This is a genomic window from Arthrobacter sp. AFG20 (genome assembly GCF_002892795.1).
Lineage (GTDB): Bacteria > Actinomycetota > Actinomycetes > Actinomycetales > Micrococcaceae > Arthrobacter.
Map to the genome: position 1 here is coordinate 118508 of NZ_PJMC01000004.1, position 15499 is coordinate 134006.

The 15499-nt window shown below is 66.9% G+C and carries 16 protein-coding genes; 5 read left to right on the forward strand and 11 right to left on the reverse strand.

What is annotated here, in order from left to right:
• Positions 1-202 precede the first annotated feature (202 nt).
• Complete coding sequence (locus tag CXZ05_RS05880) at positions 203-1126, reverse strand: hypothetical protein (RefSeq protein ID WP_102971688.1); 924 nt, start codon at positions 1124-1126, stop codon at positions 203-205.
• Positions 1127-1349: 223 nt separating this feature from the next.
• Complete coding sequence (locus CXZ05_RS05885) at positions 1350-1865, reverse strand: PLD nuclease N-terminal domain-containing protein (protein WP_102971689.1); 516 nt, start codon at positions 1863-1865, stop codon at positions 1350-1352.
• A 191-nt stretch (positions 1866-2056) separates the two neighbouring features.
• Here CXZ05_RS05885 and CXZ05_RS05890 point away from each other — a divergent pair, with 191 nt between their 5' ends.
• Positions 2057-2380, forward strand: coding sequence for a DUF4229 domain-containing protein (locus CXZ05_RS05890; protein ID WP_180987284.1), 324 nt, complete (start codon positions 2057-2059; stop codon positions 2378-2380).
• 21 nt (positions 2381-2401) lie between these two features.
• On the opposite strand, the gene CXZ05_RS05895 is transcribed toward CXZ05_RS05890, so the two are convergent.
• From CXZ05_RS05895 to CXZ05_RS05915, 5 genes are all read right to left on the reverse strand, one after another.
• Positions 2402-3283 (reverse strand): 1,4-dihydroxy-2-naphthoate polyprenyltransferase, encoded by an 882-nt coding sequence (locus tag CXZ05_RS05895; protein WP_102971691.1) that lies wholly within the window; start codon positions 3281-3283, stop codon positions 2402-2404.
• A gap of 93 nt (positions 3284-3376) precedes the next feature.
• Positions 3377-4540: an AMP-binding protein gene (locus tag CXZ05_RS05900; RefSeq protein WP_102971692.1), complete on the reverse strand. Its 1164-nt coding sequence runs from the start codon at positions 4538-4540 to the stop codon at positions 3377-3379.
• Between the two features lie 60 nt (positions 4541-4600).
• Positions 4601-5554: a 1,4-dihydroxy-2-naphthoyl-CoA synthase gene (locus tag CXZ05_RS05905; protein ID WP_102971693.1), complete on the reverse strand. Its 954-nt coding sequence runs from the start codon at positions 5552-5554 to the stop codon at positions 4601-4603.
• A 21-nt stretch (positions 5555-5575) separates the two neighbouring features.
• Positions 5576-6016, reverse strand: a complete 441-nt coding sequence (locus CXZ05_RS05910) for a VOC family protein (protein WP_102971694.1) — start codon at positions 6014-6016, stop codon at positions 5576-5578.
• 72 nt (positions 6017-6088) lie between these two features.
• On the reverse strand, positions 6089-6850 hold the full coding sequence (locus CXZ05_RS05915; protein ID WP_102971695.1) for a CPBP family intramembrane glutamic endopeptidase: 762 nt from the start codon (positions 6848-6850) through the stop codon (positions 6089-6091).
• A 181-nt stretch (positions 6851-7031) separates the two neighbouring features.
• Between CXZ05_RS05915 and CXZ05_RS05920 the strand changes: the two genes are divergently transcribed.
• Entirely contained in the window at positions 7032-8762 is a 1731-nt protein-coding gene (locus CXZ05_RS05920; protein WP_102971696.1) for an ABC-F family ATP-binding cassette domain-containing protein, read from the forward strand.
• 99 nt (positions 8763-8861) lie between these two features.
• On the opposite strand, the gene CXZ05_RS05925 is transcribed toward CXZ05_RS05920, so the two are convergent.
• Together CXZ05_RS05925 and CXZ05_RS05930 are read right to left on the reverse strand one after the other, a co-directional pair.
• Positions 8862-10685, reverse strand: coding sequence for a hypothetical protein (locus CXZ05_RS05925; RefSeq protein WP_146033057.1), 1824 nt, complete (start codon positions 10683-10685; stop codon positions 8862-8864).
• Positions 10682-10969, reverse strand: coding sequence for a hypothetical protein (locus CXZ05_RS05930; RefSeq protein ID WP_102971698.1), 288 nt, complete (start codon positions 10967-10969; stop codon positions 10682-10684). Before CXZ05_RS05930 ends, CXZ05_RS05925 begins: the two co-directional genes overlap by 4 nt.
• Positions 10970-11597: 628 nt before the next feature.
• Between CXZ05_RS05930 and CXZ05_RS05935 the strand changes: the two genes are divergently transcribed.
• Positions 11598-13058: an amino acid permease gene (locus CXZ05_RS05935; protein WP_102971699.1), complete on the forward strand. Its 1461-nt coding sequence runs from the start codon at positions 11598-11600 to the stop codon at positions 13056-13058.
• Between the two features lie 72 nt (positions 13059-13130).
• On the opposite strand, the gene CXZ05_RS05940 is transcribed toward CXZ05_RS05935, so the two are convergent.
• Together CXZ05_RS05940 and CXZ05_RS05945 are read right to left on the reverse strand one after the other, a co-directional pair.
• Entirely contained in the window at positions 13131-13856 is a 726-nt protein-coding gene (locus tag CXZ05_RS05940; protein WP_102971700.1) for a dienelactone hydrolase family protein, read from the reverse strand.
• Between the two features lie 132 nt (positions 13857-13988).
• Positions 13989-14165: a CsbD family protein gene (locus CXZ05_RS05945; protein WP_102971701.1), complete on the reverse strand. Its 177-nt coding sequence runs from the start codon at positions 14163-14165 to the stop codon at positions 13989-13991.
• A 119-nt stretch (positions 14166-14284) separates the two neighbouring features.
• Between CXZ05_RS05945 and CXZ05_RS05950 the strand changes: the two genes are divergently transcribed.
• Positions 14285-14743: an SRPBCC family protein gene (locus CXZ05_RS05950; RefSeq protein WP_102971702.1), complete on the forward strand. Its 459-nt coding sequence runs from the start codon at positions 14285-14287 to the stop codon at positions 14741-14743.
• Positions 14743-15432, forward strand: coding sequence for a pentapeptide repeat-containing protein (locus CXZ05_RS05955; protein WP_102971703.1), 690 nt, complete (start codon positions 14743-14745; stop codon positions 15430-15432). Before CXZ05_RS05950 ends, CXZ05_RS05955 begins: the two co-directional genes overlap by 1 nt.
• Positions 15433-15499 lie beyond the last annotated feature (67 nt).

The following is a 15499-nucleotide window of genomic DNA, read 5'->3' on the forward strand; positions in this document are numbered from 1 at the left end:
AGTGGGCTGCATGCGCCGCCGGCTTGCGGGTGCTCACCGAATTACCGAAAAGGGCCGCTTGGCTTCCTCGATTTACCGAAAAGGGCCGTACAGCTGGTTGCTGGGCGGCCCTTTTTGGCGAAACGACGAAGGCCTGAGACGCAGTCGGGCTTCAAGTGTGCTGGCGGCGGTGCACCTGTGCGGAGGGGCGAAACGGCGAAGGTTAGCGGGCGCGCTTCCAGCCACGGCTTGTTAACGCTGCGCGCACCTTGGTGACGGCGCTTGGCTCAATGCCCGGTGCAAACGGATCCAGGTCCAACTGCGTCAGTACCACCACGAGCCAGCCGAGACTGCGTGCGTTTTCATCGCGGTATATGTCACTTCTCCGCTGGGCCGGGGCGGCGTGGTGGCCGCCGTCGTACTGGATGGCAATCTTGAAATCTTCATAGGACATGTCGGGGTCCTGGATCCAGCCTCCGGTCCCGTCGAACATGGGAACGTTGATGCCTGGTTCGGGTAGCCCCGCGGCTGTCAGCAGAAGCCGCAGCTCGGTCTCCTTCGGTGAATCGGTGTTCGCGCGGATGAGGACCCTGGCCTTCATCGCCTTGGGGTAGCCAGCCCGGCCCTTCTTCCCTTCCAGGAAGGAGTCCAACGCGTCCGGCGTGGAAAGGGGACTCTTGCGGCGCAGGAGGAAGTCGCCGGCAATGACAAGATCCTGGAGGGATAGGATGCCGGCCAGGTCGAACCAGGTCCGAAGCGGCGACGTGCACGCAACGTAACGGCCGTCGGAAATTTCGTCTTCCGCGAGCGGAAGCCTATGGCCGCAGACGCTTTTCCGCCGCACGGCCCTGGCGCCGCCCCGGCTGGTCAGATGGATTGTCTTGTGGTCCTCGAAACGCAGGGGCAACGGGAAACCCCAGAGCGCAGCGGCCGAAAGGTGGCTAACGACGGCTCCGGTCGCGAGTGCAAGCCCGCGCGCCCGGATGAGGAGGGTAATCTCCACGGCAGCCGGGGCACGTACGCCGTGGCAGGGGCTCGCCAAGTCGAGGGCGCGAGTACGCCTGCGGGTAAGCCCGGCATCTGTGGCCTGGCGGATAGTGAACGGCTGTGCCTGCAGGGCGGGAGGAAGGGGGCGTGGACGCGGCATAGGAGCATTCTGCTGCCCGAAGTGTGCCTCCGTTCCGTTGTCCACAATTTAGGCCCGATGTGGAGGAATAGTGGGGGCCGCCTGGGTTCGCCGTTTTGCCAAAAAGGGCCGCTTGGCGCCAGTTCGGGGCGGCCACTTTTGGTAAACCGATGCGGCGGGGCGGCCACTTTTGGTAAATCGACGCGCGTGGAACGGCGCTGTGAAGGGACGCGGCGAAGTGGTGCTACTTGGCCTCGGGGTTGCCTTCGGCGTTGGCCTCGCCTGCTGCCCCCGGCTTGCGCGGACCAGGCTCACCCGCAGCCGGGCCGCCGGCATCCGAACTGCCGCTGGAGGTGCCCGGTGCTGCCCCCGTGCTGCCAGCACCCGTCGTTCCCGTGCCTGTGCTGCCCGAGCGGTGGGGACCGCCGTCGGCCTGGTTCTTCCGAGCGGCATCATCCCTCAGCTTGCGGAGTCTTTCCGCCTCGGCTTGGCGGCGGCGCTGCTCGAGGTTCCGCAGGAACTCGGGGTCGTCGTCGGGGGCGGTGGGGTGGTGCTGGTAGACGGGCTGGGCCACAGCCGATGCCCGGGGGCGGCCGATCAGGAACCACAGCGCCGCGCCGATGAGCGGCAGGAGTGCAACCATGATGATCCAGGTTGTTTTTGAGAACCCGCGCGTGAGACGTCCATCAGTCCGGATAACGTCCACCAGTCCGTAGACGTAGATGGCGAGAATGGCGACTGCGATGGCGACACGAGGCATGCAATCAGTCTAGCCGCCGTGTGCCCCAGCGGAGATTACAGTATGCCCACAGTAATGCGCCAGTAAAACGCCGAACGGCAGGCCCAGCTGACACCGATCTGCCAGGCGCGCGCAAACGGCCGGAGCAACGGGGAACAGAGCGTCTATGCCACCGGCAGGATACGTTCAGGCAGGACGGCTAAACTTGGATCGTGGCTTTTCTGAAATACACCCTGATCCGGTTCGCAATCTTCCTGCCCCTGTTTGTGCTGTTCGTCTTCCTGCAGCTGGGGTGGTTTCTGGCCGTCATCTGTGCGGGGCTGATTTCCTTCGCCATCAGCTACCTCTTCTTCCAGAAGCAGCGGGATGCGGCCACGGCGTCCCTGCATGCCCGATTCTCCGGCCGTGCCAAGCCCATCCGCACGGCCGGTGAGCTGGACGATGCCCAGGCCGAGGACCGCCTGGTGGACACCCACCCGGACGTCACCATCCGCAACGACGCAAAGAACCGCGAACCCCGCGGCGAGGGTGCCTAGCCTGCAGCGAGGCGCCTGGGCTTACAGCCCGCTGCTCAGCACGAGTCCCAGTGAGAACAGCACCGCGTAGCCCAGGTTGATGAGGCCCGTCTGCTTCAGGACCGGGATGAGGCTCTTGCGCTTTCGCCCGTTGATCATGAGCCAGGCCGGCATCAGGCAGGCCGGGATCAGGAGCAGCACAATCAGCATCCACGGCCGCGTGGGCGCCAGGATCACCACCAGCAGGATGGCCACGGCCAGCATCAGCACGTAGCTTTCGCGGGCGTGCTTGTCGCCCAGCCGCACCGCCAGGGTTTTCTTCCCCGCCTCGATGTCCGAGGGGATGTCCCGGACGTTATTGGCCATGAGCAGGGCGCACGCGATGAGTCCGGTGCCGATGGCGCCAATCACGGCAGGCAGGCCGATCTGCCCGGCCTGGGTGTACGTGGTGCCGAGGGTGGCCACGAGGCCAAAGAACACGAACACGAAGACGTCACCCAGGCCCATGTAGCCGTACGGGTTCTTTCCGCCCGTGTAGCCCCAGGCCGCCATCACGCAGCCCACGCCCACCAGCAGCAGCCACCACGTCTGGGTGATGATGACCAGCACCAGCCCCACGAGCATCGCCAGGCCGAACGCGCCGAACGCGGCATACTTCACGTGCTCGGGGCGGGCGGCACCGGAACCGACCAGACGCAGCGGTCCCACCCGGTTCTCGTCCGTCCCGCGGATTCCGTCCGAGTAATCGTTGGCGTAGTTGACGCCAATCTGCAGCAGCAGCGCCACGAGGGCCGCCAGAACCGCATTGAGCGGGCGGAAGGAAGCCATCTCGTAGGCCGCCGCCGAGCCGATCAGGATGGGGGCGATCGCGGCCGGCAGCGTGCGGAGCCGGGCGCCTTGGATCCATTGTGCGGCTGTTGCCACGGTAAGTACCTCGCGTTGGGTCGGTGATGCGTTCAAAAAATGCATGGGCGTGCGCTGGGCACGCGGAAGCCGCAGCGGCGCGGCAGGACTAATCTATTTTCCCTGATGGATTGCGTTCAGCCGTTCAATCATGGCCAGCCGGTCCGGCTTGCCGTTAGGCAGCATGATCAGCCCGCCGGCCGGAAGAACCGTCTTGGGGGCCAGTAGCCCGAGCGTGCGGTGCCATTCCTCGGCCCACGCCGCTCCGTCCCGCGCAGCGGACCCGGACCCAGCGCCGTCCCCGGACGCGGACCCGGCGACGGCCACATAGGCCGCCACGGCCTGGCCCCATTTCGCGGACTCGACGCCGGCCACAAAAGCCGCGGTCACGCCGTCGGACTTTTCCAGCTCCGCCTGCACGTGTGCGGCGGAGACTTTGACGCCGCCGGTGATGATGACGTCGTCGGCGCGGCCCAGCACGGTGAGCCGGCCATCGGCATCGAGGGTGCCGAGGTCGTTGGTCCGGTACCAGCGGCCGCCATCCTCCTCAACGAAAGCCTCGGCGGTCTGTCGCGGCGCGCCAAGGTAGCCCGCCGCAAGGGTGGCCCCGCCGAGGTGGATCCGGCCGTCTTCGGCGAGCCTCAGGGCCACGCCCTCGAGCGGGTAGCCGTCGTACACGCAGCCGCCGCAGGTTTCCGCCGCCCCATAGGTGGTGACCACCCGGAGGCCGGCGTTGCGCGCCGACTCCAGGAGCTCGGCAGAGGCCGGGGCGCCGCCGAGCAGGATGCCGTTGAAGCGGCGCAGCACGGCGAGCGTGTCCGCCGACGGGTCGGCGAGCAGGCGCTGCAGCTGCGTGGGCACCAGCGACGTGAAGCGGATGTTGTCCGTCAGTTCCAGCGCGGCCGCGGTGAAGCCCTCGGCCGTGAAGCCCTCGGACAGGTCCATGGCCCAGGGCCGGGTGCCGGCGAACAGCGACCGGACCAGCACCTGCACGCCCGCCACGTACTGCAGCGGCAGGGCCAGCAGCCACTGCCCCTCGCCCTTGAGCGCGAAGGCGGTTGCCATCGACGACGCCGCCAGCGCATCCACCGTCAGGACCGTCGCCTTGGGCTTCCCGGTGGACCCTGACGTGCGCACCACGGCGACGGCGTCCTCGAACCCTGGTGTCGGGACCGGCGTCACCACGGGCTCGCCGTCGGGGCTGGCGGAGAGTTCGACGGCGGGACCCTCACCGTGGAGGGCGGCCGCCAGCGCCTTGAGGGCCGGCTCGATATTCACTGCGTGCGCCTTGGGTGCGCGGTCCTGGGGAGCATGGGGTGCCTTCCGACGAGTGCGGGTTTAGAAGTAGTGCGGGAACCGTGACCAGTCGGGGTCGCGCTTTTGCAGGAAGGCTTCCTTGCCCTCCACGGCCTCGTCCGTCATGTACGCCAGCCGGGTGGCCTCGCCGGCGAACACCTGCTGGCCGGCCAGGCCGTCGTCGGCGAGGTTGAAGGCGAACTTGAGCATCCGGATGGCCTGCGGGGACTGCCGGGCGATGTCCGCGGCGTAGTCCAGCGCCACCTCCTCCAGGCGTTCGTGGTCAACGGCCTCGTTCACGGCGCCCATCCGAACCATGTCCTCGGCGGAATATTCACGGGCAAGGAAGAAGATCTCCCGGGCGGCCTTCTGGCCGATCTGCCGGGCCAGCAGCGCCGAGCCGTATCCGGCGTCGAAACTGCCCACAGTGGCGTCGGTCTGCTTGAACTTTCCAAACTGGCGCGAAGCGATGGTCAGGTCGGAGACCACGTGCAGGGAATGCCCGCCGCCGGCCGCCCAGCCGTTGACGACGGCGATGACCACCTTGGGCATGGTCCGCATGAGCCGCTGGACTTCCAGAATGTGGAGCCGCCCGGCGCGGGCCGGGTCGATGGTTTCCTGCGTCTCGCCGTCGGCATAGCGGTAGCCGTCCCGTCCCCGGATCCGCTGGTCCCCGCCGGAGCAGAACGAGTGCCCGCCGTCCTTGGAGGAGGGGCCGTTGCCGGTGAGCAGCACGGTGGCCACGTCCGGCGTCATCCGAGCGTGGTCCATGGCGCGGTAGAGCTCGTCCACGGTCCCCGGGCGGAAGGCGTTGCGGACCTCCGGCCGGTTGAACGCGATGCGGACGGTGGGCAGGTCCCGTGCCGCGGTGCCGTCGTCGGACCGCTCCACCTGCCGGTGGTAGGTCAGGTCCTGGAAGTCGTCGAAGCCGGACACGGTGCGCCAGCGGGACGGGTCAAAGACGTCGGATACCTTGGCGGGGAATTCGTTGCTCACCGTCCAAGTCTAGTAATCGGCTCAGCTGATGCAGAACTCGTTGCCCTCGGGGTCCGCCATGGTGTGCCATTCGTGGGGCCCCTGGCTGGCAGTCCAGAGGAAGGTGGCGCCGCGGGCCTCAAGCTCGGCGCGGACGTCGTCCTTGTCCCGGCCGTCGAGCCTGACGTCCCAGTGCACCCGGTTCTTGATGGTCTTCTGCTCCGGTACGGTCTGGAAAAGCAGCCGCCGGGCCGGTGCCTTCGCGTCGAGTTCCTCGGTGGGCCGGATCGCCGCGCCGTCCTTCCACACGAGCTTGCCGTTGTGCGTCATGGTCTGGTCTTCCGCCGCGAAGCCCTGGCTGATCATGGACCGGATGAAGCCCTCATCCTGCGGCTCCACTGACCAGTCCAGCGTTTCGGCCCACCAGTCGGCGAGGTCATGTGGGTGCTTGCAGTCGATGGCGATCTGAATGTTGAGTCCCATGCCACCAAGTTACGACGGCGGCGCCGCCTCCGGATAGGGACCGGCTCATGCAGGGGAGGGGCGTGGGCGATTCTAGCTTTGGGCGCGCTGCAGCTGGTCCAGGAGTTCTGGCGGGATGGTGTACAAAAAAACCGCAGCGAGCAGGTTCTTGGTGGCATGGACGAAGTAGGAAAACATCAGGTTCCTTCCGGTCCACACATAGACGAACACCAGCGTGGCGCCCATGGCCAGGTACGGCATGAGCGCGGGGAGGGTGACCGCTTCCTGGCCCACGATGTGCAGGGCGGCGAAAAGGACCACGGACAGCCCGCAGCAGATCCAGATGTTGACCCGCCGGCTCAGTTTTCCGATCAGCAGGTGCCGGAACACGTACTCCTCGACGAACGGGCCCACCAGGACGATCAGCGGCACCATGAGCCAGGCCGGCACCTGCCGCATGAGCGCCTGCAGTCCGGCCTGGTTGGCGGATGTCTCGGTGGTCCCGCCCACGGCCACCAGGATCGCGGTGACAATCATCATGGCGACGACAGCCAGCGGCACCATCGCGAGCGTGAACCAGGGCCGGGTGGCAAGCACTTTCAGGTCCCGGGACACCACCCCGTGGGCGGCAACCAGCGCCAGGGCGCCAACGCACCCGTAGAAGAGGAGATTTACGCCATAGGACGCGACGGCCGGCGTCGGGGCCATTTCGCGGAGCAGCGGCAGGATCAGTTCCCCGGCCAGCGCGAAGAAGGCCGCGACGGCGACATAAAGCCCCACGGCCGTGAGGTCCAGCGGCGAAAACCGGTAGAGATCCGGCCGCGGAGTCGGGAGCGTGCGTCTGGTATTCACCATGCTTCCAGCGTAGTGCGCCGACGGCGGTGCGAACCTTGACGGGGCCGCCCGCCGCCGGGCAGGCTTGACCCATGAAGTCCTAGACCCCGACGCCGGCATCCTCCGGCGTCGGCATGGCCCTAGACCAGGCCCCGCAGAGCGCCCAGCTCCGGGGCCGCACTTTGGACTGCGAGGACTTCCCATGACTGAACCAAATTTCCGCACCGAACAGCTCCACCTGTCCGGCGTCTCCCACGGCTACGGGGATCGCGAACTCTTCTCCGGCGTCGATCTGGTGATAGCCGCAGGGGAACACGCCGCCGTCGTGGGTGAGAACGGGTCGGGCAAGTCCACCCTGCTGCGGATCCTGGCGGGAATCGAGGCGCCGGCAAACGGCACGGTCCGGCGGCACGGCCGGGTGGGATACCTGGCGCAGACGTCAGGGCTGCCCGCCCGGCTGACCGTGGCCGACGCCATCGACGGTGCGCTCCTCGTACTCCGGGAGATGGAAGCCGAGCTGGAACGGCTGGAGGACGGCCTGGCCGCCGCAGGGCCCAACGAACTCGAGGCGTACGGGAACCTGCAGACCCAGTACCAGCTGCGCGAGGGCTACACTGCGGAATCCCGTGTGGAGGCGGCGCTGGACCGGCTGGGTTTGGGCGGCGTGGACCGCGGCCGGACGCTGGGGTCGCTGTCCGGCGGGGAACAGGAGCGCGTCGCGCTGGCCTGTCTGCTGGCCGACCCCGCGGACATCCTGCTCCTCGACGAGCCCACCAACCACTTGGACGCCGGCGGCACTGCCTGGCTGGAAGCCCGCCTCGCAGCACACCGGGGAGCCGTGGTGGTGGTCTCCCACGACCGCGTGCTCCTGCGCAAAATTGCCGCCGCCGTCATCGAGGTGGACGCCGAGCGCCGCACGGTGAACCGCTATGGCAACGGCTACGACGGCTACCTGAAGGAGAAGCGCGCCGAACGCCAGCGCTGGGCACAGCAGTATCACGGCTGGCTCGACGCCATGGCCTCGGAACGGCGGCAGGCGGACACCGTGGCGGACCGGATGGGCTATGCGCGCCGTCGGGACAATGACAAGGCGGGCTTCGACTTCAAGACGGGAACGTGGCAGCGCGCCGCCGCCAGCAAGGTCCGCAATGCCCAGGAGCGACTGCGCCGCCTGGAGGACAACCCGGTGGAGCGCCCGCCGGAACGCCTGAAGCTCGACGCCGGGCTGAACAGCGCCAGGTTGGACGACGCCGGGCTGAACCTGGACCGTGAAGCCCGGGACGTGGCCGACCGGGTCCTGCACGCCCGCAATACGCAGGTGCCCGGCCGGTTGGACGTGCCCGAGTTCCGTGTGGAGCGCGGGCAGAAAATCCTCATCACAGGTCCCAACGGCGCCGGTAAGTCCACGCTGCTCTCCGTTCTGGCCGGCACCCTCGAACCGGCCGCCGGCCAGGTGGTGCGCCACGGCCGGATCGGTTATCTGCAGCAGGAGCTGGAGCCGCCCGAGCATCCATCCCTGCGGCTGCTGCCGGCCTTTACTGCCGGGCTGGGCGGGAACATCGACGACCACGCCGAGGCGCTGCTGCGGCTGGGCCTCTTCCGCACCAGCGAGTTCCATGTTCCGGTGGGTGCCCTTTCCGCCGGCCAGCAGCGCAGGCTGTCGCTCGCCCGGCTCCTGCTGGGCCATAACGAGGTCATGCTCCTCGACGAGCCCACCAACCACCTGGCTCCCGTGCTCGTGGAGGAACTGGAAGCGGCGCTCGCGGACTTCAGCGGAACGGTTGTGATGGTCAGCCATGACCGGGCCCTGGGCGAATGGTTCGACGGCTGCGCGGACAGGTCCCGCGGCCGGGCCGGCGAAGGTACGCCGGGCACGTGGCTCAGGTACGCGATGGCGGAGGGCACGCTGGAAAAAGTGGCGTTGCCGGCCTGAACCTCCGCCTGCTGGCGCGGAAAAAACCCAGGCCCGGCGGGTGTGCCGCCGGGCCTGGGTTTTTGAACCGCATGGGTTTGCTGCCCCTACGAAGAGCAGCTACCGGAACAGGGCGCCGTAGGTTCCCATGATGATCCGGTCGCCCGGCTTCGACTTCTTGATGTAATCCACCACGGCCCAGTCGTCCAGCGAGATACAGCCTGCCGTCGGGACCTTGTTCATGTGCAGGAAGATGGCGAAGCCGGCGTCCTGCACGATGTTGGGCCGGTTGTAGTTGATGACCACGCCTTGACGGTAGTCATGCGAGGCGCGTGTGGCGAAGTACCACATGTTCTCGTCCCAGCCCACCCAGGACGAGGACTCGAAGTACTTGTTGTACGTCGCCGTCCACGGGTTGCCGCCCCAGCGGGAGCGGGGGTTGAGCGTGCGGTAGGGGAGCTGCGTCCCCGGGTTGCCCAGGCCGAATGCCTCGGTTACCGAGTAGGACCCGGTGGGTGAGTACAGGTTGCGGGTGGGACCGGAGGGCACTCCCGGCGCCTTGAAGCCGGAGGCCCCGACGTAGCCGTCCGTCTTCCAGTCCGCAACGTACAGCCCTGCCACCCGGACGCAGTAAATATTTGTCGCATAGGACCGCCCGTAGCCCTGGGTGAAAGTGAGCAGGACCCGGTTGGCGCCGTACGTGGGATACCTGGACCGGCCGTTGTTCAGCTTGGCACACTCGGTCATGGAGTAGATGCGGGTGCCTCCGGTCGTCGACCAGCCGATGTAGCCCGCCTGGAATGACTGGATGCATTGTCCCGGGACGCATTTTTCGTTGGCCGTGGGATAACCCAGCCCGCTTCGGGTTGAACCGGCGGCGGCATACCGCGCGCCGATGCCGCCCTTGGTGACCCAGTTGCCGCTTCCCGCAGACCAATAGATGGCGCCACCCTGGAAGCGCTGGATACACCCCCCGGCCGGCTGGCCGCAGGTTTCACTGCTGGTGGGGTACCCCAGTGCACCGGGCAACCCGCCCACGCCTACCCACTTGGCGTAGTTGCCCGGGCGCACCGCCCTTGCTCCGCTTGCTGGACTCCAGTAGATGTAGCCTTTGGCAAATTTCTGGTAGCAGCCGCCGTTCCGCTGGCCACAGGTTTCCTTGGACACAGGCAGGCCAAGAACGCTCACTGCTCCGAGTGTGTTCCAGTGACCTCCGATCGCTCCCCGCAGCCAGACTTGGTACGTGCCCTGGCCCGACCACGCAATGAGCCTGCCGGTGGACATTTTCTGAACAGTTCCTCCCGGAACCGCTACTTCGTCCGTGACGGGGTAGCCGAGGACTTTGCCTCGGCCGTTGGCGTACCAGTAGGGGCCGGTGTGTCCTGACGTGAGGAGCACGGGGTGGGCTCCGGTGGCAGCGGTCGAATACATCGTTCCGCCCTTGAACGTCTGGCCGCAAAGGCCCGCGCCGCACGTTTCGTTCGCCAGCGGCGCGCCCAGGGGGCCTGCAGCACCGTTCATGGCCCGCCATTTCACGCCGATCGCGCCCTTGACGACGATTGGAGCGGGGGCGGAAGGGACCGTGGGCGACGGCGTCGCGGACGGCGCGGGAGTGACTGTGGCTGAGGGCGCCACTGACTGTGCGGGAGAGCCAGTGGGCGTAGGCGTCACGGACGGGGAAGGTGCCACGGATGGCAGGGCCGGCTCTGACTGTGCGGGGTCAACGGACCCTGCCGGCTGAGGCGATTCCGCGGTGGTCGCGCTGGGACTTGGCGTCACCGTGGCCGTGCCAGGTGTTTCCGCGCCTGCCGTGGAAGCATTCGCAGTTTCCGTTGCCTGGGCCGGCGGTGGAGGGGTGGCATCGACGGCGAGGGCGGGCGAGGACGCAAGGGACCCGGCCGCCAGGCTCAGGAGCAGGGCAGCCGCAAATATTGGTTTTTTCACGAAGCGTCCTCCACCGAGACAACGGGTTCGCACGTGCCGGCCTGGCCCGTGGTTTTGGCGAAGTTCTCGGCAGAAACCTCAGCCGATTTCCCTGCCTGGACGGTTTCCGTGATCAGGGTGTGGCCCTGGACTGCCGCGCCGACGGTGACCGCGATGGCCAAGGTGTAGGTCTTGGCTTTGTCTGAGGAGTTGACCAGGGTTCCCTTGAACGTCCACTGACCGTCTGCACCGGCCGCGCACGTGTGCTCCTGCAGGGCGTCGATCGCGTTCAGCGATGTGGACACATCGGTAGGGAGGGAGGGTGCCGTAGTGGGTGGTGAGGATTCCGACGGCGGCTGGGACACCGCCGTCGTACTGGCTGGTGATGCGCTGGGGCTTGGTCCGGAGGGGCCACTGCCCCCGCCGGAACACCCCGAGGCTGCCAGCAGCAAGGCAGCCGGCAGCAGTAGAGCTCTCTTTCTCATAGTTCCCCCTGAACAAATGGCGCAAGTGCCGGCGCCCGCATGAGACGGTGCGGTGCCATGGCCGGGAACGGATCCCCGGCCATGGTGCTCACAGTAGCCGCAACAGGGCCCCGCCGGGAGCCTTTTCTCCATTCGAATTAGAGACGGCGTCCCCGCGGGTCAGAGACGGCATCCCGCGGGGTCGCATATGTGAACTCGACCGGGAGGACGGTGCGATCGAGATCGGCCCGCCCGGCGCCTGTTCCGGCGGGGAATGTTGTCCCCGTCACGCACCACTCGGGGAATCTTGTACGATGGATAGGCCGCGCGAACCTTCGATGCTCCATGAGGTTTTGTACATATACGGTCCTCAAGAGGGGCCTGAAGTCGAATTATCTGTACAAAATCTCCAGGTTCCGGAACCGGCAGTGCCCTATCCAAGGCAACCCCCGACCTACAAGGAACAGTTGTGCCTCAAAGTACCCCAACAGAACTTATGAGCCCGACGGCTCCATCCGCCGCCGTCGACTCGACCCTCAGCGCCGAGGGCTACAAGAAGACCCTGGGCCGGCGCCACGTCACCATGATCGCCATGGGCGGCGCCATCGGCGTCGGCCTCTTCATGGGCGCGGGCGGCCGCTTGGCCTCCACCGGCCCCGCGCTCATTTTCTCCTACGCCATCGCCGGCGTCATCGCCTACCTGCTGATGCGCGCCCTCGGTGAACTCGTCATGTACCGCCAGACCTCCGGCTCCTTCGTCAGCTACTCCGGTGAAATGTTCGGCAAGAAGGGCGCCTACCTGTCCGGCTGGATGTACTTCATCAATTGGGGCATGACCGGGATCGCGGAACTCATCGCGATCGGCCTCTACTTCCAGTTCTTCTTCCCGAACGTACCGGTGGAAGCCTCCGCCATCGCCGCACTGGCCCTGCTGGTGGCGGTCAACCTGCTCAGCGTCAAGGCGTTCGGCGAATTCGAGTTTTGGGCGTCCTGCCTGAAGGTGGGCGCCATCCTGATCTTCCTGGCAGTGGGCACCTTCATGGTGGCCACCAACGCCAGGGTCGGCGACGGCCACGCCTCGGTCGCCAACCTCTTCGCGGCCGACGGCGGGCTGTTCCCCAAGGGCGCCCTGGTGATGGTCCTGGTCCTGAACGCCGTCATCTTCGCATACAACGGCATCGAGCTCGTCGGCATCACCGCCGGTGAGATGCAGAATCCGGAACGCGAAGTGCCCAAGGCGATCCGCGCCGTCGTGCTCCGCATTGTGGTGTTCTACGTCGGTTCCGTCACCCTGCTGGCCATGCTTCTCCCGTCCGACCAGTACAAGGCCGGCACCTCCCCGTTCGTCACGGTGTTCGGCCAGATGGGCCTGGGCTGGGTGGGCGACGTGATGAACATGGTCGTCATCACCGCCGCCCTGTCCTCCTGCAACTCGGGGCTCTACTCGATCGGCCGCGTGTTCCGCACCATGGCCAACAACGGGCATGCCCCGCAGTGGCTCACCCGGATGTCCAAGCGCCACGTTCCGTATGCCGCGATCCTGGCCATCGCCGCGTTCTACCTGGTGGGCATCCTGCTCAACATCTGGCTGGGCGGCTCGCACGCGTTCGACCTCGCGCTCAACACCGCGTCCATCGGCGTTATCTTCACGTGGGGCGCCATCTTCGCGAGCCAGATCGCGCTGCGGCACCGCAAGGGCCAGGTTTCCAGCCTGCCCATGCCGGGTTCGCCGTGGACCAGCTGGGCCGGACTCCTGGGCCTGCTCGCAATCACGGTGCTGATCGGCTTCGACACCATGACCAGCAAGACCGGCGAAGTCTTCCACCTCGGCCTTTGGACGCTGGCCACCGTTCCGTTCTTCGCCCTGGTTCTGTGGCTCGGCTGGCAGAAGGTCAAGAACAACGAGCCGAAGAGCGAACTCTTCAGCTAGCTTTCTGTTTTGATTACGACGGCGGGCCCTCCTTTTCGGAGGCGCTCGCCGTCGTCGTTCCTGCAGAGGGGGTTAGTCCTTGAGGTGCCGCGCGAAGTGGTCCTCGATCCGGCGCCATGCCTCCGGAGCGGCGGACGGATCCGGGCCAATCCCCATCACGCGCGCCAGCGGGCGCAGCGCCCGCGGGCCTTCCTCCTGGTCGTTCAGGAAGGAGTGCCCCGCCGTCGGGAATTCCTTGACGTCGTGTTCAACGCCCGCCGCGGCCAGGGCGGATTCCAGACGGGCCGCGGCGCCCCGCAGGGTGCGGTCCTGCGCGCCGTAGTTCGCGACGAGCGGGCACGCGGCCCGGAGTGCCGGCCCAAGGTCACGGGGGAGGCGCCCGTAATTCACTGAGGCGGCGTCGAAGCCGTCGTTGGCCGCCAGCAGGGCGAACCCTCCGCCCATGCAGAAGCCGATCACCCCCGTCCGGCCGTTGGAAAGGGGCGATGCCTGAAGCCACGAGCGTGCGGCGGCGATGTCGGCAAAGACCCGCCCTTCGCCCGTCATCATGGATTTCATGGTGCCGACCAGGCAGCGGCCCGGGCCGCCGTCGCTGTAGAGGTCCACGGCGAGGGTGAGGTAGCCGGCCGCAGCCAGCCGGTCGGCATGGCGTCGGATCTGGTCGGTGAGGCCGAATGCCTCGTGGATCATCACGACGCCAGGAACGGGGCCGGTGTCGGCAGGGGTGGCGAGGTAGCCGCGAAGGTTCTTGGATCCGCCGGCGGCAGTGCCTGCCCCGCCCAGGTCTACGTGCGTCATGCGGCCAGTCTTGCACGGGGCCCGCAGGGTTGCATGGGCCGTCTTTGCGGGGCTTTCAGCCGGCCGCCACGAAAAACGGCGACGCCGGGCTCCCCCCAAGGGAGTCCGGCGTCGCCGTTGAGCGGGGCTGTACTAATCCCGCTTGAAATCGTCCTTGACGTCTTCGCCGACCTTCTTGGCGTCGGCGACCACCTGGTCCTTCTGGCCCTCAGCCTTCAGGCGGTCGTTGTCCGTCGCGTTGCCTGCCGCTTCCTTCGCCTTACCGCCGAAGTCCTCTGCAGCGTTCTGGATCTTGTCTCCGATACCCATGGTGGGAACCACCTTCCGTTGCCCGTTGATCTGACAAAGCCATTTCAGCCTAACACGAAGCATGCTTACTATTTCAAGCGGTGAGGCAAAAATGTCGGTCCCGCGGCTAGGCTCAAAGGATGGATCACAGCATCAGCCTGAGTCAGCACGTGAACGCCACTCCGGAGAAAGTCTGGCAGGTGATCTCGGATATTCCAGGGTCGGCCGCCACGCTTTCCGGCATCGAGTCCATCCAGATGGTCAGCGAGGGGCCGTACGGCGAAGGGACCCGCTGGAAGGAGACGAGGTCCATGATGGGCCGGCGCGAAACCGTGGAGATGTGGGTATCCCAGGCGGATCCGCCACGCAGCACAACAGTCAAAGCGCTGCAGGGCGGAGCGGACTACACGTCCAGGTTCACCCTGGTAGAGCGGGACGGCGGGACCGAGCTGACCCTGACCTTCGGCGCGGAGGTTCTCCGGCCCACCGTGTTCAGCCGGCTGATGTTCGCCCTGTTCGGGCGGCTGGGCATGAGCGTGACGCGTAAGGCCCTGGCGAAGGACCTCGCCGAGATTGCCGCGAAAGCGGAGCAGCTGTAGTGGCGGGCAGGAACCCGGGGAAACCCCGGCAGGGTGCGGCATCGAAGGTCACGCCGCCGAGGCTGGCGCCCGTGCGGCTGGAGGACCTGCGCGAGGACGATGCGCCGGATTTCAGCCGCGCGGCACGGTACGACGGAATGCGGTACAGGCGCGCGGCCGCCGACGGGCTGGAGCTCAGCGGCATCACCTTCGCCGAATGTGAGTTCGCCGGCGTCTCCTTCAATGAAGCCCAGCTGCGGGGCGCAACCTTCCGGGACTGCATCATCGAGGAGGCCTTTGCCCCCGTCCTGAACCTGGCCCGGTCCACCATGCACGACGTCGTCATCAGCAACCCCAGATGGGGGTCGGCGGAGCTCTATGAGAGCGGCTGGCAGTCGGTGCGGATCGACGGCGGCAAGCTGGACTACCTGAATCTGCGGGGCTCACGCCTGGCGGACGTGCAGATCAGTGACTGCATCATCAGCGAGCTGGACCTGGGTTCCGCAACCGCCGCCAGGGTAGCGCTGAAAAACTGCACCATCGGAAGCCTGGACCTGGCTGGCGCCAAGCTGAAGGACTTCGACCTGCGCGGCACGGACTTCCGGAGCATCAGCGGCCTTGGCAGCCTGGCCGGCGTCGTGATTGACGAGTACCAGCTGGGACTCCTGGCTCCGCTCCTGGCGGCCCACCTGGGCGTGGTCGTCGCCTGACGCTGATGGTGCCGCGCGAAAAGCGGAAGAGTTTTTGTCCACTTGTCACGACTTCGAGGCACGTTAG